The following is a 22,031-nucleotide window of genomic DNA, read 5'->3' on the forward strand; positions in this document are numbered from 1 at the left end:
TCAGCCCCCTTCCCCGCCTGCCCGGAACCACGCGATCACCGGCGAGGGCGGCGTGCCCGGCCGCTCGACCACGCGGCGCAGATGCGCATCGGCATGCACCAGCCCGCTTTCGGTCACGATTCCCAGATGCAGCTGCACGCCGCCCGCGCGCATCAGCGCCACGTCGCCGACTTGCGGCGCATCGACGCGTGCCAGCCCTGCACCGGCGATGACCCCGGCGGCATGATCGGCATCGGCGGTCCGCAGCCGATAGCCATTGACATCGGCGACGCCGCACCCCGCGCCGTCGAGCGCCGCCAGCACCACGCCGACGCAATCGAGCCCGGTGGCCGGGTCGCGCCCGTGCAACCGGAAGCTTGCTCCCACCAGCCCGCGCGCCGCCGCCGCGATCGCCGCGCCGCTCACAGCCCCGGATACCGCGTCAGCAGGTCGATGCCCGGCAGGAACGGCTCGCCCTGGAAATTGATGGCGTTGGCGAAGCGGCCGGCGCACGTCTCCAGCCGCTTGTCGCATCCCTCGATCAGCTCGACCAGCGTGCCGGCCTCCGCCACCAGCCGTGGCGGTTCGCGCAACGTCACCGTTGCTCCCGCCGATGCGTCGATCGCGTCCTCCAGCCCGCTATTGGCGCCGCCGAACCAGCGCAGCACGCCGCTGCCCCAGCCGTTCGGCACGGGCTCCTCGACGTCGAGCGTCAGCGTCGCGCCGTCGATCGCGGTGACGCGCGCCAGCGTCCGCCGCGCCGCCATCGGCACGCGGCAGCGCGCATCACCCAGGCTCGCGCGACATTCGGGCGAGGTGACCTCGGCCACCGGCGCGTCGAGCAGCGCCGCGCTGCCGCGAAGCTCGGCTGAGAAGTCGCCGTCGCGCGTCTCGATGCCGCCGATCACCCCGTCGCCCAGCGGCACACGCCGCGATACGTCGCTCCAGTCGACCGCGAACAGCGCCACGCGCGCACCGTCCCAGCGACCCGCAAGCAGGTCGGTTTCGCCGATCGCGCCGTGCGTCAGCGCGCCCGTCACTTCCATGCTGTCGGCGTCGAGGCCGTCGCTGCGCCGGATCGCCGAGGGAACGATGCCGGGTGCCGCGCGATGGACGATGCCGTCGATTACCAGATCGCGGTCATGCGCCGTCAGCCCGATCGCCACGCCGTCGCGCCGCTCGATCCGCCAGCAAAAGGTGAAGCTGGTGCATTCGCCCACCAACCAGGCGGCAGCGTTGGCGCTCATGGCTCGCGCAGTTCGATCAGCGGCACCGAAGGCGCCTCGCCTGCCAGAAACGTCGCGCGGCTCACGCTCAGCCGGTCCTCCGCGAAGCGCACTGGCACGTCGAAGGCGAATCCCGCGCTCACCGTCGCCCCCACCGGCGGCGGCTGGTCGAAGGTCACATGGCCGCCCGGATCGAGCGTGAAAGCCCCCGTCACCACGCCGTTCACCCCAACGCGCACGCTTCCGGCGACGGGCCGCGTGATCCGTCGAGCACTTTCGCCATAATATTTCACCAGCGCGAAGCGGCGGCGCTCGCCATCGCCCGCGCCGAGGATCTGGTCGTCGTGCCGCGGCTCGCCCGAGCCCGATCGCCAGTCGAACGGATCGCGCAGGCGAAAGCCGCGCGCCGCGCCCATCCGCGCCCGGAAGAAGGCGAGCAGCGCCACGATATCTTCCTCCGATCGCATGCCAGGCCCCACATCGTAGCGCGTGCGCGCTTCGGCCCAGTTGGCGTTGCGCTGCTCGTGCCCCGAAGCACTTGTCGCGATCGCGGTGGAAAGCTCGGGCGTAACCTCGCACTCGGCGCCGAGCGCCAGCGGGAACGCCACGTCGTCGAACGCCTGCACATCGTCCTCCTGCTCGTCGAAATGGACATATCCGTCGCGCAGCACCTGTGGCAGCGCCCACACGAACACCTCGGCCACGCCGCGCCCGCGCGCCACATCACCCGCCGCGTCGATCGCCGGCCATTGATGGGCGTCCTCGGGATTGAGCACGAAGCCCGCCAGATAATGCTGCTCGTTCGCCGGATAGCCCAGCCGCGCCTCGGCCAGCGCGACGCCGCGCACGCTGGCGCCGCTATTGCCCGTCGCCGCCCAGTCATAATCCTCGAGCTGGAGGATATCGAAGGCGGGTTTCGCCCAGCCGATCGGCAGGTTGGCGCGCTTGGCCTCGGGCGCCTTGGCGTCGAGCACCGTCGGCAGATAGGCGAGCAGCAGCGTCTCGGTTTCGGGCGCCACCGCGCGCACCGCGTCGCACAGCGCCGCCGTCGAAGCCGCGAGCAGCGCGCCCGCCGCGTCGAGCAGCGCGCGCCGCGCGGCATCCATCGGCTGCGTGATGTCGGTGATGACCGCCGGATCGCCGCCCAGCGCCGCGCGCGCGGCATCGTCGTACAGGCATGGCCGGTTGCCCGCCGGCTGCACCCACCACCACGGCTCGCCCACCTGGAAGCGCATCGGCTGCCCCGCCTCGGCGGCGATCGCGGCGAACGCCTGCGCGACGCTGCGCAGATACCCCATCGCCCCATGATGCGCCGGGCTGAGCAGCGTCGAAGGGGGCTCCCACCCGGTCAACGCCGGGCTGCCGTCATGCGCGCGCTGCTTCCAGTCGCCCCAGCAATGCGCGTCGAACAGTTCGTAGCTGAGCGACCAGATCAGCCCAAATCCCAGCGCCTTCGCCCGCCGCGCGAAGTCGAGGTGCCACGACCGGCACGGTGTGTTGAGCGCGCCGCCGGCGAGGCTCGCATACCAGCCGCCGTCCTGCTCCTCGAGCCGGAAATAATGGCTCATTCCCACATAGTGATTGATCGTGCCACGATAGCCGAGGTGCAGCATGTTGCGCAGCAATCGCGTCGGCGTCAGGTTGTAGTGATCGTCATAGCCCGTCGCCATCCGCAGCCGGTGCTCGGGCACGATCGTCTCGCCGATCGCCAGTACCGATCCCGATCCGGTGCATCGCATGTCGCTCAGTTCGGCCCAGCCTTCCACCGGCCCGATCGGCGCGTCACTCCCCTCGGCATAACCCGGCGCGACGAGCGATATGAACATCCGGTCGATATCGCCCGCCCATACGGGGTCTGCCTGCGCGGGATGCGTATAGCCGCCCGCCACGCTCGCGAAGTCGATCGTGACGACGGCATCCTCGGGGTCGCCCACGGCGTAGTTCCACTGCCGCACATACCAGGCGCGCGCCACGCCGTTGGCGTCGCGTCCCTCGATCGTCAGCGTCGGGCCGTTGATCGCGTCGAGCGCCACCAGCCCGCCCGATCGCCAGCGGAAACGCAGCGTCGTGCGGCGATAATCGCGCTCGGTCGCATAGCGCAGCAGCACATGGTCGTGCGTGTCCGCGCTGTCCCAGATCAGCCCCGCCAGATCGCCCGCGCGGTAGAACACGAAATCGACGCGCAGCGCATCCTGCGCCGTCGTCACCACGCTCGCCATCATCGGTCGCGGGAAATTGACGCTCCAGAAGCGCGGATCGAAGCGCGTCAGCACGCCCTCGGGCTGCACCGTCCGCCGATGCGCCAGCCAATGGCCCATGGTCTATTCCTCTTGGTCATTGCAGGGCAGGCGACGAATGCGCCAAACCGTCGTCCCCAGCAGGCGCGGGCGCCGCCGCTATTCCACCTGCGCCAGCGCGTGCTTCAATTCGCGCGCCACCTGCCGCCCCGATCGCGCGAGCATTGCCGGTGCTGCGCCCGGTGGCGCGTTGATGGTGATCGCCACGCGCACCTCGCGCGGCAGTGGCGCCGGGGATGAGAACATCGGCGTCGCACGTGCTGGCGCAGTCGCCCTCGTGCCGTGCGCCTGCATCGCGCCACGCGCCTCGGACACGCCTGCGCTCGCCTCACGCCCGGCCACTACCATCGCGCGCGACGCCGGTTGCGCCGGCAGCGCCTCGATCCGCCCGCTCGCCGTCGGCACGAACAGCTCGGGGCCGCGCTCGCCTACCCAGTAAGGGCGTTCGGGACTTACCGGCCCGCCAGTCGCGCGGCCCGGCGCGCCCGAGAGCAGCGCGGTAAGCGCCCCCAGCAACCCGCCACCGCCCGACCCCGTCACCGCACCGACTAGGCCGCCGCCCCGCTCGCGCGACGCCCCGCCGCCACCCAGCAGCGCGTCGAGACCTGATCGCACCGCGCTTGCCGCGATCCCGTCGATCACGCGCAGTGCCACCTTGCCCAAATCCTCGAACCCCAATTGCCCGGTGCGCACCGCGCGCAGCAGGCTGCCCTCTAGTACCCGCCCCGCACGGTCGACGCCCGCGGCGAACGGCCCGTCGAGGCTGCGCTGCATCACCGCCATGTCGCGCGCGAAGCTCTGCGTGTCGGCGCGCACCTGCACCACCAGCCGCTCGATTTCCTCATCCATCGGGAAACGCCTCCATCAGCCGTTCAAGCGTGTCGCGGTCGGCGGGCGGCACTGCCGCATCGGGCGCCAGCGCCGTGGCGAGCGCGTCCAGTTCGGCGGGCGTCGCGCGCCAGAAGCCGTCGGGCGTCCAGCCGAACAGCACGCCCGCCATCCCCGCCAGCGCCTGCGCGCGCGCGCGCGCAGCGAAACGCGCGTCGCTCATCGCCCCGCCAGGATCTAGCCGATGAGCAGCCGAAGCGCGGGCGTCGCCGCCGCCAGCCCGCCCGCCGTCACGCCTTCGGCAAAGGCGTCGCGCGGTATCGGCGCGGGGGCTTTCAGGCAATGCCAGAACAGCGCCACCATCTCGCCCAGCGCCAGCCGCCCAGCCGCCGCGCGCTCGACCAGCGCGAACAGCGGCCCCAGCTCGCCTTCGGCCGCCACCAGCGCGGTGAAGCTCGGGCGCAGCACCAGCGTCTCGCCGCACACGCGGATCGCCGCCTCGCCGCGCGCCTCGTTGGCCGCCTCGCTCATGCGCTCGCCACCGGCCCCGAGCTTTCGAGGCTCAGCGTGTAGCTGCGCTCGCCGTTGAAATCGCCCGCATAGTCGAGCCGCGTGACGAGGAAGTCGCCCGTCATCGTCTCGCCGCTCTCGAAGCTCAGCTGGTAGCGGTCGAGCAGCCCCGCCAGCGCATTACCCTTCACGCGCGTCTCGGCGGCCGATCCGGTGAAGATGCCCGCCGCCGACACGCTGACCGATCGCACGCCCGCACCCGACAGCAGTTCGCGCCACCCGCCCGAATCCTTGCTGGTGATCGCCACCGCCTCGCCATTGATCGAAAGCTGCGTCGTGCGCAGCCCCGATACCGTGGTGAACGCTGTCGGGTTTGCCCCGTCGCCCACCTTCAACAGAAACGCGCTTCCCTTCTCTGCCGGCATCTCGCCTCTCCTCTTGGTTGATGAAGGGGTCCGCCTCGCACGCGACACCCCGGTTCCGCTCAATTGCTGCGCAGCATCCGCACGCGGAATTCGGCAACGGCGATCCAGCCATCTCCCCTGGCGCGCACGATGCGTCGGCGCAGCGGCACCAGCGTCACGATGCGCCACCCGCCACCGATCGTCGCGGGCATCGCCGCCAGCGCGGGCGCCATCTCGTCGATCAGCGCGCGCAGCCGTGCCGGGCTTTCGCCGCCATCGTGCAGCTCGATCGCGCAGCGCGCCTCGCATCCCGCAATGTCCTTGGCGCCCCAATCGGTCACGATCGCCTCGGCGATCAGCGCATAGGGGCGCGCGGCACGGACCGGCGGCGCCTCGAATGTCGCGGTGAGCGCGTCGCCGAGCGGCGCATGGCCGCGCACCGCCGCGGCCAGCGCGGCATGCAGCAGCGCCGTCATCGCCCCACCTCCGCAATTGCGCGCAGCGCCGGTTCGGTCGCGCGCCGCCGCGCCGCCCCGCGCATCGTGGCCGTCACCTGCTCACCCTCGATCGTGACGCTCGCATCGGGTGCGGCATCCGCGAGTGCCGCCGCTATCACCGCCCGCCGCGCCGCCGCCCGCGCCTCCACGACGTGACCGATGCGCGCCATCGCCCGGCCGTTCATGGCGCCGGCGCCGATGCGGCGATGCGCATCCGCCGCCACGGCCGCCACAAGGCCGCAACCGCCGCCGGCGGCACCTGATCGTCGTCGCGCGCGTCGAAGCGATGCGCCGCCAGCCGCGCGATGCCGCCGCGGAGTCCCGCCGGCAGCTCGGCCCAGCTGGTCGCCAGCCCCGCCTGGTACGAAACCGCGAGCGGTGCCGCGCCACGCGCCAGCTTCACCCAGCCGTCGCCCGCCGCATCGATGTCGATCGCGTTGCCCGGCGTCGTCGCCAGCGCGATCGATCGTACCGGCGTTGCCATCAGCCGGTGCCAGTCGCCATCGGCGCGCACCCGTTCGGTCACGTCGCGCACGATCAGCGCCTGGCCGGTGAAGTGCTCGGCCATCGCCAGCGCCTCGTCGGCGAGCCGGCCGAGCAGCGCAGGCTCCTGCTCGGTGCCGATGCGCAGCAGCGCCGCGATTTCGCCGATCGCGATCGCCTTGTCCTCGGCGTCCAGCCGGACGTCGCCCGGCCCGCCCGTTGCCCAACTCATCGCCTCGTCTCCGCTTTTCGGTGGGGAAGCCGGCGCATCACGCCAGTTCGGCTGACATCAGGTGGCGGCGCGCCAGTGTCGCCGGAACCTCGGCCACGCCGCCCGTCACCGTCGCGCCGACCAGCTGCGTGCTGCCGTCGTCAAAGCGATAGCGCACCGTGATCCCGCCATCGGCGATGCCGTGCATCCCCCACTGCAGTCGCAGCACATCGGCCGCGCGCGTCACGGCGGCGGCGCCCGTCGCCATCGGGCTGCTCGGCACGCCGCCGGCCTCCATCTGCGCGCCCCACAAGGTTGCCGATCCGGTCGCCGCCGCGCTCAGCGTCGTGCCGGTCGCGCCGGCGGGGAGCACGCCGAACAGGCCCGATCCGCCGGCACCCGTCAGGGTGATCCACACACGCCAGAAGCCGCCATGATCGGCGATGCCGCCTTCCATGCCGCTTGCAGCCGCGACGATCTGGCCCGATTGCGTGTCGATCAGCATCCAGGGCGCGCCGAAGCGGAACTGCACCGCGCGCGTCGCCGCCGGCACGCCGTCCTTGGCGATGAAGATCGATCCCACTGCCTGCGCGCTGATGGTGACGCTTTGCGAAAGCTGGCCATAGGCCGCCGTCGCGGCGTCGCTCACCTGCGTCGCGCCCGTGCCGCCGTCGGGCGAAGGCGCCGCAGCCCCAAGCGTCGCATTGCTGACCGACCAGGGTGAAAGCTGGAATGCGCTGCTGCGCGCCAGCTGGTTGGTCGCCGCAGCTTCGATCAGCAGCCCGCGCGGCGCCAGCGTAACCGGGTCGTGGTCGAAGCGCGGCGTATCGGCGGCATGCGTCACGATCCGGCCGCCTGCGTCGACGCATGTCGCAGCCGATGCGCGCGTCAGCGTCGCGCCCGACGGCAGCGCCGGCCCCGCGAATGCGAAGCCGGCATGGCGCCGCCCCGCTGCCGGCGCGATCCCCAGCCCGCGCGCAAAGCCCAGCGCCGCCATCAGTACAGCGCCACGATGCCGGTGGCGGTCGTCCCCGTCGCCAGCACATGGCTGGCGCGCAGAGGCAGGATGCTGCCCGCCGCGAGGCCAGCGAACGCCACCGCGTCCCCCCCGCCGGCGCCACGCGCCACGATGGTGCCGCCGCCGCCCACGAACAGCGCCTTGGGAATGTCGGCCAGCGGTGTCGTGTCGTGCGGCACGATCGCCACCGCGCGCGTGGCGGGGGCGGAAACCTGATCGGCATGGTTGCCGAAAGCATCGGCCATCATTCTCTCCTTCGGTCTCGAACATCAGGGGTCGGGGCGGGACACGCCCGCCCCGCCGGCCTCACGAAGCCGCGAACTTCATCAGCTTGATCGCTTCCGAATTGCTCACCGCGCCGCCCACGCGCTTGGTCGCGTAGAAATGGACGAACGGCTTGTTGCTGTACGGATCGCGCAGGATCACCGTTTCGCCGCGCTCGGCGATCAGATAGCCGCTGCGGAAGTCGCCGAACGCGATAGCCAGGCTGTTGGCGGCGATGTCGGGCATGTCCTCGGCCTCGACCACCGTATAGCCGAGCAGGCTGTCGGGCTGCCCCGCCGCGAGGCCGGGCTGCCACAGAAACGCGCCGTCGGCGGTCTTCATCTTGCGGATGCGCGCCAGCGTGGTCGCGTTCATCACCCAGGTCGCGTTCTGGCGATAGGGCGCGCGCAGCGCGTGCACCAGGTCGATCAGCCGCTCCTGCGGATTGGCGGCAAAGTCGCCCGCCGCCCCGCTCGCCACATATTGCAGCGTGCCGAAGGCGCGCGTCGCGTCGCTAGTCGCCGCGTTGGGCACCGCCAGAAAGCCGCGCGGCCGCCCCGTCCCGTTGCCGTTGACGAAGGCGCTGCCTTCGGCCTTGGCGAATTCGCGCGCGATCTCGTCGGCGAGCCACGCTTCGACGTCGAATGCCGCATCGTCGAGCATCGCCTGGCTCGCGGCCGGATTGGCGTACAGCTCGCCCATCGGCGGCGCGATCTCGTGGAAGGTCGGCGTCGCGGTCTCGGGCCGCGCGGCGGTCTCGGCCGCCCAGCCCGAAGGCGTGCCGCCTGCCGCCACCAGCTTGCGATAGCCGGCACTGCCCACCTGCACCACATTGGCGATCGCGCGGATGGGGCTCGCGCTCTTCAGTGTCGCGCCGATCATTGCGTCGATCTCGCGCGGCACGGCATAGCCGCCTTCGGCACCCGTCACGCCTGTGAACGCCTTGGTTTCCACGCCGCCGCCGCCGGCGCGCAGAAAGCCCTCGAACGCCGCATCGCCCGCCGGCGCCGCGCCACCCAGCATCGGCCGCATCGACAGCGCGGCCACACCATTCACTCCGCTCATTCGCTCGTCTCCTCCAGCGTTTCCAAAATGCGCGCCGCCCGCTGCATCGGCTGCGCGACCAGGCTGACCTCGATCAGGTCGAGCTCGATAAGTTCACGATATGTTCCTTGGCGCACGCGCCGTGGTCGGTAGCCGATCGACAGGCCGGTAAGCGCGCCCGCGCGGACCAGCCCGGCAAGCTCGAGTGCCGTGATCGTCCCACGCACGCGCAACCCGCAAGCATCCTCGCCGATCGCCGCGATCTCGCCCACGGGAACACCGCGATGCTGCCACAGCAGCGGCACGCGCCCGGCCGCCGCGAAGGCGCCGCGCCGCACCACGTCGCCGGCGCGATCGGGCACGTCGAAGATCGCGGCATAGCCCGCAAAACCGATCACTTGACCCATCCGCCGAACCCCAGCTTCACCAGCACCAGCGCCAGCACCATGCGCACACACCAGCCGAGCGCCGCGCGCAGCGCCGATCGCTTCGCATCGCGCCACGCCGCCAGCAGTTCGCGCAGCTCGGCCATGTCCTGCGCCGCGCCGGCATCGCTCAGCCCCAGCCGCGCCAGTGCGCGCGCCGCCGCCAGTTCGCCCGCTTCCTCGGCGATGCCGCGCAGCGTGGCGAGGTCGGCGCCGTCGCTTTCAGCCTGCCACATCAGCTCGGCCAGCATCGCCGCACTCACGCCGCAGCCCCTTGGGGCGCGGCGGGTTCGATGCCCAGCATCGCACGCTTCTCGGCATCGCTCAGGAAGTCGGCGGCGCTCACCCGCTCCCACAGCCGCCCGCGATCCTCGCCGAGCGCGGGCACGCGATCGACGTCGACGGCAAGCGACGCATTGGCGAACCACGGCCGCAACCCTTCGGCGATCGCCCCCAGGATGCGCTCGGCCGCCGGCACGATCGACTGGCGCCACAGCGCCTTGTTGGCCTCGCGATAATTGGCATAGGCATTATCGCCCGGCAGCCCCATCAGCATCGGCGGTACGCCGAACGCCAGCGCGATCTCGCGCGCCGCCGCTGCCTTCAGCGCCATGAAGTCCATGTCGGCGGGCGTCATGCTCATCGCCTGCCATTTGAGCCCGCCTTCGAGCAGCATCGGCCGCCCGGCATTGTCCGCGCCCTGGAACGCCCCCTCCATCTCGGCGCGCAGCCGCTCGAATTGCTCGGGCGCGAGCACGCTGCCGTCGCCGGCATCATAGACGAGCGCGCCCGATGGCCGCGCCGCATTGTCGAGCAGCGCCTTGTTCCAGCGCGTCGCGGCATTGTGGATCGCCACCGCCCCCGCCGCCGCGCCCAGGCACCCCAGCCCGTAATGATCGTCGAGCGGGTGGAAGCCGCGGATGTGGATCACCGCCGGCCGCCCGGCCATGTCCTCGCACGCCATGCGCTCGGTCCGCTCACCCACGCGGTAGCGATAGGCCGCCGGCCAGCCCAGCGCATCGGGCTCGACGGTCACGCGCTCGGGCCTGAGCGCGAACAGCTCGTGCACGCGTACCCCATCGCCCAGCACGCGGGCATAGGCATTGCCGTGCAGCAGCAAGTGACTGGCGAGCGTCTCCATCAGCGGCTGCCCCGCCGATCGCTCGGCCACCAGCGCCGCCAGCGCGGGGTCCGACGCGGCGACGGGCGCCCCCGCCGCGCCTTCCGCCACCAGCCGAACCGCGCGCTGCGCCACCGGATTGCCGGCATAGCCCTCGCGCACCTGCGCCTCGTAGCTCGCGGGCCACTCGCCGATCCGCGCGACCGACTGCACGCGCGCCAACACCGGCCGCGACACCTCGCGCCCGGCCTTCCTGCCGAACCATCTCATTTGTGATCTCCCAAATCGGCGTTGCCGCCTAGAGCCGCCGCACCGCCGCTACCTTGCGCGCGCGCAGCAGCAGCTCGGTCAGCGCCCAGATGCAGGCGTCGGCGCGGTCGGGCGATCGGCCGGGACCCTGATAGCCGCCGCCGGGCACCAGCCCGCACAATTCGTCCTCGAGCAGCCCGAATGCGCCGGCATGGCGCACCCGCCCGCTTTCATACAATGCCGCCACTGGCTCGGCGCGCGCCACCTTGCCGCGCGTCGCGCGCACCAGCTTCACCGGCAGCGTCGCCTCGGCACCCTTGAGCACGCCCGCCACCATGTCGCCGCCCTGATTGGCCTCGGCGATCACGCGGTCGGCGCCGTGCCGCTCGGCACAGGCCGCAACCGCGCGCGCCCAGGTCGCCGGCGACGCGCCGGCCACGCTCGCATCGTCGATCACATAGCCGATGTCGTCGACGCCTAGCCCCACCGCGACGATGCCGCAGGCATCGCCCGTCGCGCTCGCCGGCGGGTCGACGCCCACCACCACGCGCACCAGCAGCGGCACCTCGACCACGCGTACGCGCTCGATCAGCGCGCGCGACCACAAGGCCCCCGCCACATCCTCGATCAGCTCGCCGTCGAGCTCCTGCCGGCCGAGCGCCGTATCGCCATAATCGGCAAGCATCGCCGCCACGAAGCTTGGCGGCAACGCCGGATTGTCGCGCGTTTTGCCACGCGTCTCGACCATGTCGGGCAGCGCCATCACGCGCTTGAGCAACGTGGTCGCGCGCGGCGTCGTCGTCACCAGCGTGCGCGGCCGCTCGCCCCGCCGCATCCCCATCATCAGATTGTCCCAGGTGGCAGTGCCGCCGCGCCCCCACTTCCCAAGTTCGTCGCACCACGCGAAGTCGTGTTCGGGGCCGCGCAACCCCTCGGGCGCCTCGGCCGAATAGACGAACGCCCGCGCGCCCGACTTGAAGCGCAGCGTGCCCGCATCGCGCCGCCATTGCAGCGGCTGATCGTCCCACGCCACGTCGATCAGGCCGCTCGGCCCGTCGATCATCACGCGCGCCACGTCGTCGATCGTGCCGCCCACCAGCGCGATCCGGGCGTCGCGGTGCGTGCGCGCCATCTCCGATATCCATTCAGCCCCCGCGCGCGTCTTGCCGAAGCCGCGGCCCGCGCGGATCAGCCACACGCGCCAGTCACCGGGCGGTGCCAGCTGGCCCGGATGCGCCCATGCCCACCAGCGCACCTCGAGCTCGCGCAGCTGCTTTCGCGTCAGGCCATTGAGCAACGTGGCGCGCTGCGCCGGCGGCAGCACCGCCAGTTCGGCGAGCGGCAGCCGCAGCGCCGCCCCAGCCGCCGCCTCAGCCTTCGCCACGTTCGCGCTTCAGTCGCTTGGCCAGCAGGTCGAGCTTCTTGATGATCGCGGCATCGGTCTCCTCGGGCGTCGCGCGCGCGGTCGATCGGTTGACGCCGTGCCCCGCCTGCACCGAAGCGCGATGCTGCGCCAGCACCTTCAGCGCCACCGCGATATCGACCCGCTCGACCGCCACGGCATCGGCGGTCGCGTCGACCGGCAGTGCTCCCGCTACCACCTCGACGTCGACCAGCCCCTCGATCTCGATCGCATTGACGCCGATCAGCGCGCGTTCGAGCACGGCATGCTCCAGCCGGTCGTACCCGGCCTCGAGCGCTTCCTGCCACAGCGCCGCGAACACCTCGTCGCGCTGGCGCAGCGCATAGGCACCGCTGGGCGCAACGCCCGCCGCCGCCGCCGCGCGGCGCACGTTGCACGTCGCCGCCAGCATTTCGAGGAAGCGCTTGCGCCGCCGCATCGTCCAGCCGGGTCGTGCCGCCCGCCGCTGGACCGTACGGTTCGCACCGCCTGAAAGAACATCGTCCATCGCGCCCCCGCACAACAAGGACCGGAAAGCGTCACGGCCCCAGCCCGACTCGCAATTCTTCAGCGTTCCCGTTATGTGCCATATCAGCGTCGCGCTGTCAATATGTTTTATCCTATATGGTTCGTCGTATCCACGAGAACGCGTTCCGGTTTGCAACCGCTCGTGCGTCGCGTACCTCGATGCCAACGACGAACAAGGAGGGATGCCACATGAACATCGAAGGATTGACCGCGATCGTAACGGGCGGCGCATCGGGCTTAGGCCGCGCCACCGCGACGATGCTCGCCGAGCGCGGCGCTAAGGTCGCGCTGTTCGATCTGAACGAAGATAGCGGCCGCGAGACGGCGTCGGCGATCGGCGCCAGCTTCGTGCGCACCAATGTCGCCGACGAGGCCAATGTCACCGCCTCGCTCGATGCCGTCGAGGCCGAGCTCGGCACGCCGCGCATCCTCGTCAACTGCGCCGGCGTCGGCTCGGCGATCAAGACGGTGACGCGCGATGGCGATCCGCATCCGCTCGCCACCTTCCGCAAGGTCATCGACATCAATCTCATCGGCACCTTCTCGATGATCTCGCAGTTCGCCGCCCGCGCCGCGCGGCTCGACGATGTCGGCGAGGAGCGCGGCGTCATCGTCAACACCGCCAGCGTCGCCGCGTTCGACGGCCAGATCGGCCAGGCCGCCTATGCCGCCTCGAAGGCCGGCGTCGCGGGCATGACGCTGCCGATCGCGCGCGACCTGTCGCAGCTCCACATCCGCGTGATGACGATCGCGCCCGGCCTGTTCCTCACGCCGCTGCTCATGGGCTTGCCGCAGCCCGCGCTCGATTCGCTCGGCCAGCAGGTTCCGCACCCCGCGCGCCTCGGCAAGCCCGAGGAATATGCCCGGCTGGTCGAGGCGATCGTCACCAACCCGATGCTCAACGGCGAGGTCATCCGCCTCGACGGCGCAATCCGCATGGCCCCGCGCTGAGGGCACGACTCTAACCCGCGGCCGCCTCGCCGAACATCGGCAGCTCGGTCGCGGCGGCGGGCTGGAAGTTCGATACCGTGACGCCCACCAGCCTGATGCCCTTGGCCGGCGGCAGCACCAGCCGCACCAGCTCGGTCGCCGCCTGCCGCAGTCCCGCCTGCGTCGTCACCGGCGCTGGCTGGCTGCGGCTGCGCGTGATCTGCCGGAAGTCGCCATATTTGATCTTCACCGTCACCGTCCGGCCATAGCTGTCGCGGCTTGCGCACCAGCGCCACACATCGTCGGCCATGCGCAGCACGCCCGCCTCGATCTCGGCCGGGTCGGTCAGGTCGCGGTCGAACGTCGTCTCCGATCCCGACGACTTGCGCACGCGATCGGGGTTCACCGCGCGATGATCCTCGCCACGCGCGATCGCGTGATACCAGGCCGCCGCGCTGCCAAAATGCCGCTCGAGAAACGCCATCGACTGCGCGCGCAGATCGGCGCCCGTCTCGATCCCCAGCCGTTTCATCTTTGCTGCCGTCACCGGCCCCACGCCGTGAAACCGGCTGACGGGCAGCGTCTCGACCCAGGCAGCACCCATTTCGGGCGTCACCGCGAACTGGCCGTTGGGCTTGCGATGGTCCGAGGCCAGCTTGGCGAGGAACTTGTTGTACGAAATGCCCGCCGAGGCCGTCAGCCCCGTCTCGGCCAGGATCGCCGCGCGGATTTCCTTCGCGGTCCGCCACGCCGTCTCGATGCCGCGCCTGTTCGCGGTCACGTCCAGATACGCCTCGTCGAGCGACAGCGGCTGGATAAGCTCGGTATAGCGCGCGAAGATCGCGTGGATCTGTTGCGATACCGCGCGATACACCTCGAAGCGCGGCGGCACGAACACCAGTTCGGGGCAGCGCCGGATCGCCGTGACCGAAGGCAGCGCCGATCGCACGCCAAAGGCTCGGGCTTCATAGCTCGCCGCCGCCACCACGCCGCGCGCCGCGGCATGCCCCACCGCCACCGGACGCCCGCGCAACGCCGGATCGTCGCGCTGCTCGACCGACGCGAAGAAGGCGTCCATGTCGACATGGATGATCTTGCGAATATCCGCCGCAACCATCGCGCGGCTTTAGCAGGCCCGGAACGAAATCGGAACAGCGCAAGGCAGCGCGCCGGCGGCGGGGTGCGATGGACGATTGCAAACCGGCCAACGCGATCGGAATCGCTCCGGTTTCAAGCTTGAAACGCAACACCTTACCGGCATACCCCGACCGCGCACCGGGGGGGTGACATGATGAAGCGGTGCCATTTCCTGCATGCGTCAGCAGCCCTCGCGATGAGCGGCGCGTTTCCCGCCCTCGCCGCCGCGAACGGGCAGGATGCCGCGGTGGCCGCCGGGCTCGCGACCGCAACCGGTCAGCCGCTCGCGCCACCCTCTCCTGTCGAGCATGCCGCTCCCCCGGTCGATCGCACCCCCCCGCCGAGTCCACATGTCGTGCAACAGGTGGGAGCCGAGCGCGCGATCGAAGAGAAGTGGATCACCGTCACCGCGCCGGTGCAGGACGGCCGCATCGGCCCGCCCGCGCTCACCGTCGCCACCGATCTGCTCGTCGACCGGCAGCCGCGTAGCGCTGCTGACATCCTGCGCGGCCTGCCCGGCGTGGCGGTGCGCACCAACTCGCGCGGCGAGACGATCGCGCGCGTGCGCGGTGTCGAGGAGCGGCAGACGGGCGTGTTCCTCGACGGCGCACCGCTGGCAGTGCCGTGGGACGGGCGCGTCGATCTCGGCCTGCTGCCCGCCGGACTGCTCGGCGAGGCGCGCGTGACCAAGGGCGCGGCGCCCATCGAATATGGCGCGAACACCGTCGGCGGCGTCGTCGACTTTCGCACGCGCCGGGGGCCGGGGAAGCCGTTCGCATATCTCGAGGCGGGAAGCCTCGGATCGGGCAGCGGTTCGCTCGTCCTCACCGAGCGTTTGGGCGCGATCGACACGACGCTCGCGGTCGGCGGCATCACGCGCGACGCCGAGCCGCTGGCGGGGAGCCTCCCGTTCGGCCAGGTATCGAGCGAAGCGCGGACCAACACCGATCTCGACGCCACCAGCCTCTTCGCCGCGGTCGGAACCGATGTCCTGCCGGTCGCGCTGCGCGCCTCGCTTCTACACCTGGACGCATCGCGCGGCATCGCGCCCGAAGGCGACCGGCCGCCAAGCGCCGGCCCGCGCTACTGGCGCTATCCGCAGATCGACCTGACACAGGCGACGCTGGGGGCGTCCGCGACGCTCGCCGAGCAGACCGAGGTCCGGCTGGTCGGCTGGCATCAATGGTTCGCGCAGACGATCGATCAGTATCGCGACGTCACCTACACCGCGCGCCGCGCGCGTCAGCAGGACAGGGACCGGACGCTCGGCGGGCGATTGACGCTCACGCATCCGGCCGGCCCCGTAAACCTGCGCTGGGCCGCCACCGCCCAGTCGACCACGCATGTCGGGGTGGAAACCGCGCTGCCAACCGGCATCGCCGGACCGCGCCTGCGCTATCGGCAGAATCTCTACAGCTTCGGCGTCGAAGCCGACGCCCCCGTCGCCAGCGGCATCGCCGCCACCCTCGGTGCGGCGTACGACCGTGCCGAGACGCCGCTCACCGGCGACAAGCCCCGCCAGCCCGCGCTTGACGCATTCGCCGCGTCCGCCGCGCTCCGCTTCGACCTCAGCGATGCCGCCGTACTGACGCTCAGCGGCGGGCGCCGCACGCGCTTTCCCACCGCGCGCGAGCTGTTCGGCGAGGCGCTCGGGCGGTTTGCGATCAATCCCGATCTTCGTCCCGAACAGGCTTGGCTCGCCGATGCCGAGCTTCGCTGGACGCATCGCGGGCTGAGGCTGACGATCAATCCTTTCCTCGCGCGCTTGCAGGACACGCTCGCACAGCGCGTGCTGCCCGACGGACGGCGGCAGCGCTTCAATCTCAGCGGCGCCACCAGCTTCGGCATCGACGCGCTGCTGACGCAGGCGCTCACGTCCAACCTTCGTATCGAGCTCGCCGGCAGCGTGCTCGAGGCGCGCGCCGATCGCGGCAGCGCTGCCGTGCGACGGCTGCCGCAACGCCCCTCCTACGAGGCCTTCGTCGCGCTCGACTGGAACCTGCCCGATCGCTTCGATATCCGCGCCGAAGTGCAGCAGATCGGCGACGCGATCGACCTCGACGCGCGCGGCGAGGTGGTGCGCCTCGCCCCCGGCACGCTGATCGCCCTGCGCGCGGCGGTTCCGGTCGCCAGGGCAGGCAGCGGGCGGCTATCGCTCACCGGCGCGGTCGACAACGCCGCCGATGCGTCGGTCTTCCCCCAGGCGGGGCTGCCGCTGCCGGGGCGGGTGTGGCGCATCGGGCTGCGGCTCGACTAGCGCGTTCCCGCCGCCACGCGCGCGCGGCGCTTGCGTCGGCGCACGAGCATCGGCTGGAGGAACAGATAGGCCCCCGTTCCCCACAGCACGAGCAGCGCCAGGCCGGTGGGCAGCGCCAGCAGATACAATCCCCAGCCGCCCAGGATGCTGAAGTCGTGTATCGTCTCGATCAGGTCGGACGTGCGATAGCCCGTCTGCAGCAGCTGCGCGGTGTGCAGATCGACCTGATATTCGGTACGGTCCTCGAGGATCACCTTGGCGAGCCCGTCGCGCGGCCGGATGTCGATCCGATCGATGTCGCGCCAGCCAAGCTCGCCGCGTCCCGGAACGTCGCGCACGGCGACGAGCAATCGGTCGAGCCGAACCGGGGGAAGACCGGGCGCCGCCGCCGTTGCCGCGGGCGGCTGCAACACCGCGAAATCCTTGCGCAGCGTCAGCAGCACGCCGCTCACCGCCACCACCGCGACCGTCAGCAGCGTGAACGCCGTCAGCCAGTAATGGATCTTCCGTAAGGTTCGTCCCATCGGCCAGGCTTAGGCGATGCCATGCCGCGGCGGAAGCGGTGCCGGCGCGCTCACCGCGGCGGTGCGAGGAACGCTTCGGGCCGGAGCGTCGCCGGCTGGCGCCGCAGTGCTTCCACCTCGTCGATCTCGATCGGGATGAACCGCGTCAGCCACTCGTGCCCCTTGTCGGTCACCAGCACGTCGTCCTCGAAGGCGACACGCGTGCCGTTGACGACGGCGCCCTGCTCGATCGCGATGACCATGCCGGGCTTGAGCGGCCCGACATAATCGCCGTGCTCATGCACCTCCATGCCGATGAAATGGCCGATGCCGTAGGTGTAGCTCTCGTCCCACCCGCCCTTCTTGCGCAGCTCGCGCTCGGCGATCTCCTGAAGCTGCGCCCAGGTGACGCCGGGTCGTACCGCCGCGATCACCGCCTTCTGCACGTCGAGCACGCCCTGATAGATACGGCGCTGTTCGGGGGTGAAAGTGCCATCGGCGGGCACGGTGCGCTGGATGTCGGCCGAATAATGGTTCATCGCCGCGCCGGTATCGAAATGGACGAGGCTGCCGGGCATGATGCGCGCGTCGCCCTTGCGCGCGGCCTCCTCGGCGGCGGCGCTCTCCCAGGCGATCTTCTCGTTCACCTGGCTTGCGGGCGACACGCCAGTAATGAAGCCGAGCGTCGCCCCGTTGAGGCGATAGACGTAATCGACCGATTGCATCACCTGCAACGTCGTCAGGCCCGGCCTGGCGATGCGCATTCCTTCCTGAAGGCCGCGCCCGGTAATCGCGATCGCTTCATCGAGGTTCTTGCGCGCGAAGCGGTCGATAATCATCCGCATCGGATCGAGAATGTCCGACGCATCGCGCACCTGCACCTCGCTCGTCGAGGCGCGGATGCGGTCGACGAAGGCGAGGCGCTCGGGCGGCGCCTCGTTCAGATTATCGAAGCGCGGATAGTTGACGTAGAGCGGCTTTTCCTTGTTGCCCCAGCCGTACGACAGGTCGGACGCGACTTCCTTGAATCGCAGCTGCGTGATGCGCAGGTTCCGGTAATCGGTCAGCGCGCTGCTCATATGCTCGAGAAAGCGGTCGCGCGGAAAGACGTGGACGATGCCCGAAAGGCGCGTCGCCTCCTTCGGGTCCATGTCGGTGTAGAGGATTTCCTTGTAGGTCTTGCCGCCCGGATTCAGCACCAGCACATGTCCGGGCGGATGCGCGTCATAGATGCCCGTCAGGAACACGAAATCCTTGTTCTCGGTTTCGTCGGTGAAGGACTCATAGCGATTGGCCTGCGATCGGTCGGCGCTGGTGATGACCGCCAGCCCGCCCTGCATCCGCTTGGCGAAGTCGGCGCGACGTTCGATCGCCGCTTCGCGATGCCCCTCGCGCAGCTCGAGCGCCTGTAGCGAAAGATGGGGGCCGCCGTCCGCCATGGCGTGCATGGGCGCGCAGGTTGCCGCGATGGCGAGAAGCAGAGCGCCCCCGCCGGAAAGCGAGCGCCGCGTCGCCTCGATCAAGGGCTGTCGCATGATGGGATCCTCGTCAGATTTGCTGTGCGATGGGGACGCCGCTCGGCAGCGTCGGAAGCGTTTGCGCGGGCCATTCGACGCCGGCTTCCTGCGCCGAGCGCTGCAACGCAGGCAGCCTTTCGGTCACGAGCGCGCGAAGATCGCGATCGAGCCGCTCGACGTCGGATTGCGCGAGCGCCGTCAATCGGAGCTGCGCCTCGCCCGGCCGCGCGGTATAGCCTTCGGTGCTGACATAGAGGTTGCGCGTGAGCTCGCCGAGCGGCAGCACCGTCTCCTGCTGCGCGACGCCTGAATCCTCGCCGTTCAGCATCAGCTTGAGCCGGTTGGCCTCCTGCATCGCGGCCCGCGCCTCGGCGATCAGCGCGCGCCTTGCTTTCGCCTCTTCGAGCTTCTTGAGCAGTGCCGTCGTTTGCTCGACGCTGGCCTTGATCGCCTTGTCGGCATGATGCGTCGCCGTGACGAGCGCTGCCTGACGTGCCAGCGTCTGCTGCAAGAGCGCGCTGTCCGCAGCCGAAATCTGAACTTCGGGATCGAGGCGAACCTCGAGCGGCCGGTCGTGCACCGCATCGCCCACGGACAACCTCACCTGATAGGTGCCCGGCGTGACGAAGCGGCCGCGCAGCTTGCGATACGCATTGCCGTCGCTCGGCGGCGCCGCGTAGCGCAGGTCCCAGATGGCGCGCCGCGCGCCGCGCTCGGCCGCCGGCTGCTCGATCGTGCGGATCACGGCGCCGCCCGCGTCGAGCACGTCGATTCTGACCGGCTGGCCCGCCGCCTGCGATCCCAGCCAGTAATCGATCATCGCGCCACGAGCCGGGTTCTTGGTCGTGTAATAGGTGTGCCCCGAATTTGCGCGACCGCGTGCCACGTCGCGAATCTGCGTCCCACGCCGCGGCGGCGCCAGGAAGCTGTGCGACTGCACCACCTCGGGCGTCAGCGCCTCGACGAGGTTGAGCTGGTCGAGCACCCAGAAGCCGCGTCCGTGCGTGCCGATCACCAGGTCGTTCTCGCGCGGATGGACGAGGATGCCCTGCACCGAATTTGTCGGCAGGCCCGAGCGCAACGGCAGCCAGTTCCCGCCGCCATCGCGCGAGAAATAGACGCCGAAATCGGTACCGACGAACAGCAGCTCGCCATTGCGCGGGTGCGCGGCGATGCTCTTGGTGGGGCCGAACGCCGGCAGGTTCGACGTGATGCTGCGCCAGGTCGCGCCATAATCGTCGCTGCGCACGCCGTGCGGACGGAAATCATTGTCCTTGTGGCCGTCGAACACCGCGAAGATCGTGCCCTCGCGCGTCGGCGACCAGGTCAGCATCGCGACCTTCATCTGGTCGGGCACGCCCGGAAAACGCGCCGATTTCGACCACGTCCGGCCATCGTCGCGACTGACCTGTATCAGCCCGTCGTCGGTGCCCGCGGCGATCAATCCGTTGCGCAGCGGCGAAACCGACAGCGAGTGGATGTTGCCGTACAGCGCGGTGCTCGCGTGCAGGTCGATCGCGTTCGCCGGCTGCACCTTGCCCTGCAAGGGCAGCTTGTCGCGGCTGAGCTGCCGCGTCAGATCGGGGCTGATCCGCTCCCAGCTGTCACCACGGTCGCGGCTGCGGAACACGACGTTCGCGCCGAAATACAGCGTCTTCGGATCGTGCGGCGAGATTACCAGCGGCGCGCTCCAGTTCCAGCGATAGGGCGGGAACTCGCCCTGCTGCGGCTGCCAGGGCTGGATGCGCTTCTGCTCCATGCTCTTGCGGTTGGTGCGCAGCAGCGAGCCGTATTGCGATTGCGAGTAGACGATGTTCGCGTCGGTAGGGTCGGCCACGGCGTAGAAGCCGTCGCCGCCCGAGAGGAACGACCAGTCCTCGTTGGCGATGCCGTCTTCATACCGGGTGCCGATGGGGCCGCCCCACGATCCATTGTCCTGCGTGCCGCCATAGACGTGGTAGAAGGGCTCCTGCATGTCCGCCGCCACGGTGTACAGCTGCATGACGGGCAGGTTCGATTGCCACTCCCACCGCTTGCCCGCGTCGCGCGAGATGTAGATGCCGCCGTCGTTACCGACCATCAGATGGTCGGGATCCTTCGGGTTGATCCACAGCGTGTGATGATCGGCATGGACCTGGCTTTCGGCGATGTTGGCAAAGGTCTTGCCGCCATCCTCCGAGCGCAGCAGCGGCGTCATCGGCGCATAGACGCGCTCGGTATTGGCGGGGTCGCAGAACAGCTCGCCATAATACCAGTGGCTCTGCATCGTCGCGTTGCGGCGCTCCCACGACGCGCCGCCATCGGCCGAGCGGAACGTGCCGCCGTCCGGGCCTACGGCCGTTGCGTACATGATGTCGGGATTGCTGGGGCAGAACGTCACGCCGACTCGGCCGACCGGCGTGGTGGGAAAGCCGTTACCCACCCGCTCCCAGCGATCGCCGCCATCGGTGCTGCGCCACAGGCCGCCCTCCGCGCCGCCGCCGATCATGCTCCAGTTGCGCCTCTCGCGCTGGAAGGTGGCGGCGTAGAGGATATCGGGATTTGTGGGATGCATGGCGACTTCGACCACGCCGGTATATTTGCTCGGCCGGAGCAGGCGGGTCCATGTCCTGCCGCCGTCCTTGCTGCGGTAGAGCCCGCGCTCTTCGCTCGGACCCCACAGCGATCCGAGCGCGGCGACGTAGATCGTGTTCGAATCCCTGGGGTCGACGATGATCCGGCCGATATGGCGGCTGTCCCTGAGCCCCATATGCTCCCAGGTCTCGCCGCCATTGGTCGAGCGGTAGACGCCGTCGCCATATTGCGAGCTGCGGACGTTGTTCTGCTCACCGGTGCCGACCCAGATCGTCTCCGGATTGTTGGGGTCGATCGTCACGACGCCCATCGAGACCGTCGATTGCTTCTCGAAGATCGGCTTCCAGCTCGTGCCGCCGTTCACCGTCTTCCACAGGCCGCCCGAGGCGCTCGCCGCATAGATGATCCGCTGGTCGGTCGGATGGACCGCAAAGCGCGTGATCCGCCCGCTCGGCGCGGCGGTGCCGACCTCGCGCCATTCGAGCGCAGCAAGGTCGTCCGCATTCAGCGCATCCTGCGCCAGCGCGGGCGATGTCGAAGCGAGAAGCAGCGCCGCCCAGACCGCGAGGCGATTCCGTGACGATCGGCCCGACCCCGATGGTCGGCTGACGAAAATGGACATCGGAGC

24 protein-coding genes are annotated in these 22,031 nt (G+C 70.3%); 2 read left to right on the forward strand and 22 right to left on the reverse strand.

Features of this window, described 5'->3' with window-relative positions:
* The 18 genes from FBR43_RS13450 to FBR43_RS13535 all read right to left on the reverse strand — a co-directional run bounded on the left by FBR43_RS13450 (nucleotide 1) and on the right by FBR43_RS13535 (nucleotide 12,465).
* Nucleotides 1-405, reverse strand: coding sequence for a peptidoglycan endopeptidase (locus tag FBR43_RS13450; protein WP_136943587.1), 405 nt, complete (start codon nucleotides 403-405; stop codon nucleotides 1-3).
* Entirely contained in the window at nucleotides 402-1,226 is an 825-nt protein-coding gene (locus FBR43_RS13455) for a DUF2163 domain-containing protein (RefSeq protein WP_136943588.1), read from the reverse strand. Before FBR43_RS13455 ends, FBR43_RS13450 begins: the two co-directional genes overlap by 4 nt.
* Nucleotides 1,223-3,523, reverse strand: coding sequence for a DUF2460 domain-containing protein (locus tag FBR43_RS13460; RefSeq protein WP_136943589.1), 2,301 nt, complete (start codon nucleotides 3,521-3,523; stop codon nucleotides 1,223-1,225). Before FBR43_RS13460 ends, FBR43_RS13455 begins: the two co-directional genes overlap by 4 nt.
* A 78-nt stretch (nucleotides 3,524-3,601) precedes the next feature.
* The gene (locus FBR43_RS16585; RefSeq protein WP_136943590.1) at nucleotides 3,602-4,351 is read right to left on the reverse strand and encodes a tail tape measure protein; all 750 of its coding nucleotides are present in this window, start codon (nucleotides 4,349-4,351) and stop codon (nucleotides 3,602-3,604) included.
* On the reverse strand, nucleotides 4,344-4,553 hold the full coding sequence (locus tag FBR43_RS13470) for a phage tail assembly chaperone (protein WP_136943591.1): 210 nt from the start codon (nucleotides 4,551-4,553) through the stop codon (nucleotides 4,344-4,346). The genes FBR43_RS16585 and FBR43_RS13470 overlap by 8 nt, the downstream gene beginning before the upstream one ends.
* 14 nt (nucleotides 4,554-4,567) lie before the next feature.
* Complete coding sequence (locus tag FBR43_RS13475; protein ID WP_136943592.1) at nucleotides 4,568-4,861, reverse strand: GTA-gp10 family protein; 294 nt, start codon at nucleotides 4,859-4,861, stop codon at nucleotides 4,568-4,570.
* Entirely contained in the window at nucleotides 4,858-5,265 is a 408-nt protein-coding gene (locus tag FBR43_RS13480) for a phage major tail protein, TP901-1 family (RefSeq protein ID WP_136943593.1), read from the reverse strand. Before FBR43_RS13480 ends, FBR43_RS13475 begins: the two co-directional genes overlap by 4 nt.
* 59 nt (nucleotides 5,266-5,324) lie before the next feature.
* Complete coding sequence (gp17, locus tag FBR43_RS13485; RefSeq protein WP_136943594.1) at nucleotides 5,325-5,720, reverse strand: tail completion protein gp17; 396 nt, start codon at nucleotides 5,718-5,720, stop codon at nucleotides 5,325-5,327.
* Nucleotides 5,717-5,926, reverse strand: a complete 210-nt coding sequence (locus FBR43_RS13490; RefSeq protein WP_169542613.1) for a hypothetical protein — start codon at nucleotides 5,924-5,926, stop codon at nucleotides 5,717-5,719. Before FBR43_RS13490 ends, gp17 begins: the two co-directional genes overlap by 4 nt.
* Complete coding sequence (locus FBR43_RS13495; RefSeq protein ID WP_249276598.1) at nucleotides 5,923-6,456, reverse strand: head-tail connector protein; 534 nt, start codon at nucleotides 6,454-6,456, stop codon at nucleotides 5,923-5,925. Before FBR43_RS13495 ends, FBR43_RS13490 begins: the two co-directional genes overlap by 4 nt.
* A 37-nt stretch (nucleotides 6,457-6,493) precedes the next feature.
* Nucleotides 6,494-7,432 (reverse strand): phage head spike fiber domain-containing protein, encoded by a 939-nt coding sequence (locus FBR43_RS13500; protein WP_136943596.1) that lies wholly within the window; start codon nucleotides 7,430-7,432, stop codon nucleotides 6,494-6,496.
* The gene (locus FBR43_RS13505; protein WP_136943597.1) at nucleotides 7,432-7,698 is read right to left on the reverse strand and encodes a spike base protein, RCAP_Rcc01079 family; all 267 of its coding nucleotides are present in this window, start codon (nucleotides 7,696-7,698) and stop codon (nucleotides 7,432-7,434) included. The genes FBR43_RS13500 and FBR43_RS13505 overlap by 1 nt, the downstream gene beginning before the upstream one ends.
* Before the next feature lie 61 nt (nucleotides 7,699-7,759).
* Nucleotides 7,760-8,782, reverse strand: a complete 1,023-nt coding sequence (locus tag FBR43_RS13510) for a phage major capsid protein (RefSeq protein WP_136943598.1) — start codon at nucleotides 8,780-8,782, stop codon at nucleotides 7,760-7,762.
* Nucleotides 8,779-9,168, reverse strand: coding sequence for an HK97 family phage prohead protease (locus FBR43_RS13515; RefSeq protein WP_169542614.1), 390 nt, complete (start codon nucleotides 9,166-9,168; stop codon nucleotides 8,779-8,781). Before FBR43_RS13515 ends, FBR43_RS13510 begins: the two co-directional genes overlap by 4 nt.
* Nucleotides 9,156-9,437, reverse strand: a complete 282-nt coding sequence (locus tag FBR43_RS13520; RefSeq protein WP_136944227.1) for a DUF6127 family protein — start codon at nucleotides 9,435-9,437, stop codon at nucleotides 9,156-9,158. Before FBR43_RS13520 ends, FBR43_RS13515 begins: the two co-directional genes overlap by 13 nt.
* Nucleotides 9,438-9,445: 8 nt before the next feature.
* On the reverse strand, nucleotides 9,446-10,576 hold the full coding sequence (locus FBR43_RS13525) for a phage portal protein (protein WP_136943599.1): 1,131 nt from the start codon (nucleotides 10,574-10,576) through the stop codon (nucleotides 9,446-9,448).
* 28 nt (nucleotides 10,577-10,604) lie between these two features.
* Nucleotides 10,605-11,939: a DNA-packaging protein gene (locus tag FBR43_RS13530; protein WP_394344037.1), complete on the reverse strand. Its 1,335-nt coding sequence runs from the start codon at nucleotides 11,937-11,939 to the stop codon at nucleotides 10,605-10,607.
* The gene (locus FBR43_RS13535; RefSeq protein ID WP_136943600.1) at nucleotides 11,926-12,465 is read right to left on the reverse strand and encodes a hypothetical protein; all 540 of its coding nucleotides are present in this window, start codon (nucleotides 12,463-12,465) and stop codon (nucleotides 11,926-11,928) included. The genes FBR43_RS13530 and FBR43_RS13535 overlap by 14 nt, the downstream gene beginning before the upstream one ends.
* A 209-nt stretch (nucleotides 12,466-12,674) precedes the next feature.
* On the opposite strand from FBR43_RS13535, the gene FBR43_RS13540 reads away from it, so the two are divergent.
* Nucleotides 12,675-13,436 (forward strand): SDR family NAD(P)-dependent oxidoreductase, encoded by a 762-nt coding sequence (locus FBR43_RS13540; RefSeq protein ID WP_136943601.1) that lies wholly within the window; start codon nucleotides 12,675-12,677, stop codon nucleotides 13,434-13,436.
* A gap of 10 nt (nucleotides 13,437-13,446) precedes the next feature.
* Here FBR43_RS13540 and dinB read toward each other — a convergent pair whose 3' ends face one another.
* Complete coding sequence (gene dinB, locus FBR43_RS13545) at nucleotides 13,447-14,532, reverse strand: DNA polymerase IV (RefSeq protein WP_136943602.1); 1,086 nt, start codon at nucleotides 14,530-14,532, stop codon at nucleotides 13,447-13,449.
* A 171-nt stretch (nucleotides 14,533-14,703) separates the two neighbouring features.
* On the opposite strand from dinB, the gene FBR43_RS13550 reads away from it, so the two are divergent.
* Nucleotides 14,704-16,809, forward strand: coding sequence for a TonB-dependent receptor (locus FBR43_RS13550; RefSeq protein WP_136943603.1), 2,106 nt, complete (start codon nucleotides 14,704-14,706; stop codon nucleotides 16,807-16,809).
* Here the strand turns inward: FBR43_RS13550 and FBR43_RS13555 are convergent.
* The 3 genes from FBR43_RS13555 to FBR43_RS13565 all read right to left on the reverse strand — a co-directional run bounded on the left by FBR43_RS13555 (nucleotide 16,806) and on the right by FBR43_RS13565 (nucleotide 22,025).
* Nucleotides 16,806-17,333 carry a PepSY domain-containing protein gene (locus FBR43_RS13555; RefSeq protein ID WP_136943604.1) on the reverse strand — a complete coding sequence of 176 codons (528 nt, stop codon included), beginning with the start codon at nucleotides 17,331-17,333 and terminating at the stop codon, nucleotides 16,806-16,808. The genes FBR43_RS13550 and FBR43_RS13555 overlap by 4 nt on opposite strands.
* Nucleotides 17,334-17,383: 50 nt before the next feature.
* Nucleotides 17,384-18,760 carry an aminopeptidase P N-terminal domain-containing protein gene (locus FBR43_RS13560; RefSeq protein WP_169542615.1) on the reverse strand — a complete coding sequence of 459 codons (1,377 nt, stop codon included), beginning with the start codon at nucleotides 18,758-18,760 and terminating at the stop codon, nucleotides 17,384-17,386.
* 100 nt (nucleotides 18,761-18,860) lie between these two features.
* The gene (locus FBR43_RS13565) at nucleotides 18,861-22,025 is read right to left on the reverse strand and encodes a glycosyl hydrolase (RefSeq protein ID WP_136943606.1); all 3,165 of its coding nucleotides are present in this window, start codon (nucleotides 22,023-22,025) and stop codon (nucleotides 18,861-18,863) included.
* Nucleotides 22,026-22,031 lie beyond the last annotated feature (6 nt).

The organism is Sphingomonas baiyangensis, from assembly GCF_005144715.1.
Lineage (GTDB): Bacteria > Pseudomonadota > Alphaproteobacteria > Sphingomonadales > Sphingomonadaceae > Sphingomonas > Sphingomonas baiyangensis.

Coding starts and splice junctions, on each gene's coding strand:
- gp17 (WP_136943594.1), bottom strand. CDS start 5,720: ATGACGGCGCTGCTGCATGCCGCGCTGGCCGCGGCGGTGCGCGGCCAT.
- FBR43_RS13520 (WP_136944227.1), bottom strand. CDS start 9,437: ATGCTGGCCGAGCTGATGTGGCAGGCTGAAAGCGACGGCGCCGACCTC.
- FBR43_RS13540 (WP_136943601.1), top strand. CDS start 12,675: ATGAACATCGAAGGATTGACCGCGATCGTAACGGGCGGCGCATCGGGC.
- FBR43_RS13565 (WP_136943606.1), bottom strand. CDS start 22,025: ATGTCCATTTTCGTCAGCCGACCATCGGGGTCGGGCCGATCGTCACGG.
- FBR43_RS13525 (WP_136943599.1), bottom strand. CDS start 10,576: ATGAGATGGTTCGGCAGGAAGGCCGGGCGCGAGGTGTCGCGGCCGGTG.
- FBR43_RS13555 (WP_136943604.1), bottom strand. CDS start 17,333: ATGGGACGAACCTTACGGAAGATCCATTACTGGCTGACGGCGTTCACG.
- FBR43_RS16585 (WP_136943590.1), bottom strand. CDS start 4,351: ATGGATGAGGAAATCGAGCGGCTGGTGGTGCAGGTGCGCGCCGACACG.
- FBR43_RS13500 (WP_136943596.1), bottom strand. CDS start 7,432: ATGGCGGCGCTGGGCTTTGCGCGCGGGCTGGGGATCGCGCCGGCAGCG.
- FBR43_RS13510 (WP_136943598.1), bottom strand. CDS start 8,782: ATGAGCGGAGTGAATGGTGTGGCCGCGCTGTCGATGCGGCCGATGCTG.
- FBR43_RS13475 (WP_136943592.1), bottom strand. CDS start 4,861: ATGAGCGAGGCGGCCAACGAGGCGCGCGGCGAGGCGGCGATCCGCGTG.
- FBR43_RS13495 (WP_249276598.1), bottom strand. CDS start 6,456: ATGAGTTGGGCAACGGGCGGGCCGGGCGACGTCCGGCTGGACGCCGAG.
- FBR43_RS13480 (WP_136943593.1), bottom strand. CDS start 5,265: ATGCCGGCAGAGAAGGGAAGCGCGTTTCTGTTGAAGGTGGGCGACGGG.
- FBR43_RS13560 (WP_169542615.1), bottom strand. CDS start 18,760: ATGCACGCCATGGCGGACGGCGGCCCCCATCTTTCGCTACAGGCGCTC.
- FBR43_RS13535 (WP_136943600.1), bottom strand. CDS start 12,465: ATGGACGATGTTCTTTCAGGCGGTGCGAACCGTACGGTCCAGCGGCGG.
- FBR43_RS13455 (WP_136943588.1), bottom strand. CDS start 1,226: ATGAGCGCCAACGCTGCCGCCTGGTTGGTGGGCGAATGCACCAGCTTC.
- FBR43_RS13550 (WP_136943603.1), top strand. CDS start 14,704: ATGATGAAGCGGTGCCATTTCCTGCATGCGTCAGCAGCCCTCGCGATG.
- dinB (WP_136943602.1), bottom strand. CDS start 14,532: ATGGTTGCGGCGGATATTCGCAAGATCATCCATGTCGACATGGACGCC.
- FBR43_RS13470 (WP_136943591.1), bottom strand. CDS start 4,553: ATGAGCGACGCGCGTTTCGCTGCGCGCGCGCGCGCGCAGGCGCTGGCG.
- FBR43_RS13490 (WP_169542613.1), bottom strand. CDS start 5,926: ATGAACGGCCGGGCGATGGCGCGCATCGGTCACGTCGTGGAGGCGCGG.
- FBR43_RS13460 (WP_136943589.1), bottom strand. CDS start 3,523: ATGGGCCATTGGCTGGCGCATCGGCGGACGGTGCAGCCCGAGGGCGTG.
- FBR43_RS13505 (WP_136943597.1), bottom strand. CDS start 7,698: ATGGCCGATGCTTTCGGCAACCATGCCGATCAGGTTTCCGCCCCCGCC.
- FBR43_RS13515 (WP_169542614.1), bottom strand. CDS start 9,168: ATGGGTCAAGTGATCGGTTTTGCGGGCTATGCCGCGATCTTCGACGTG.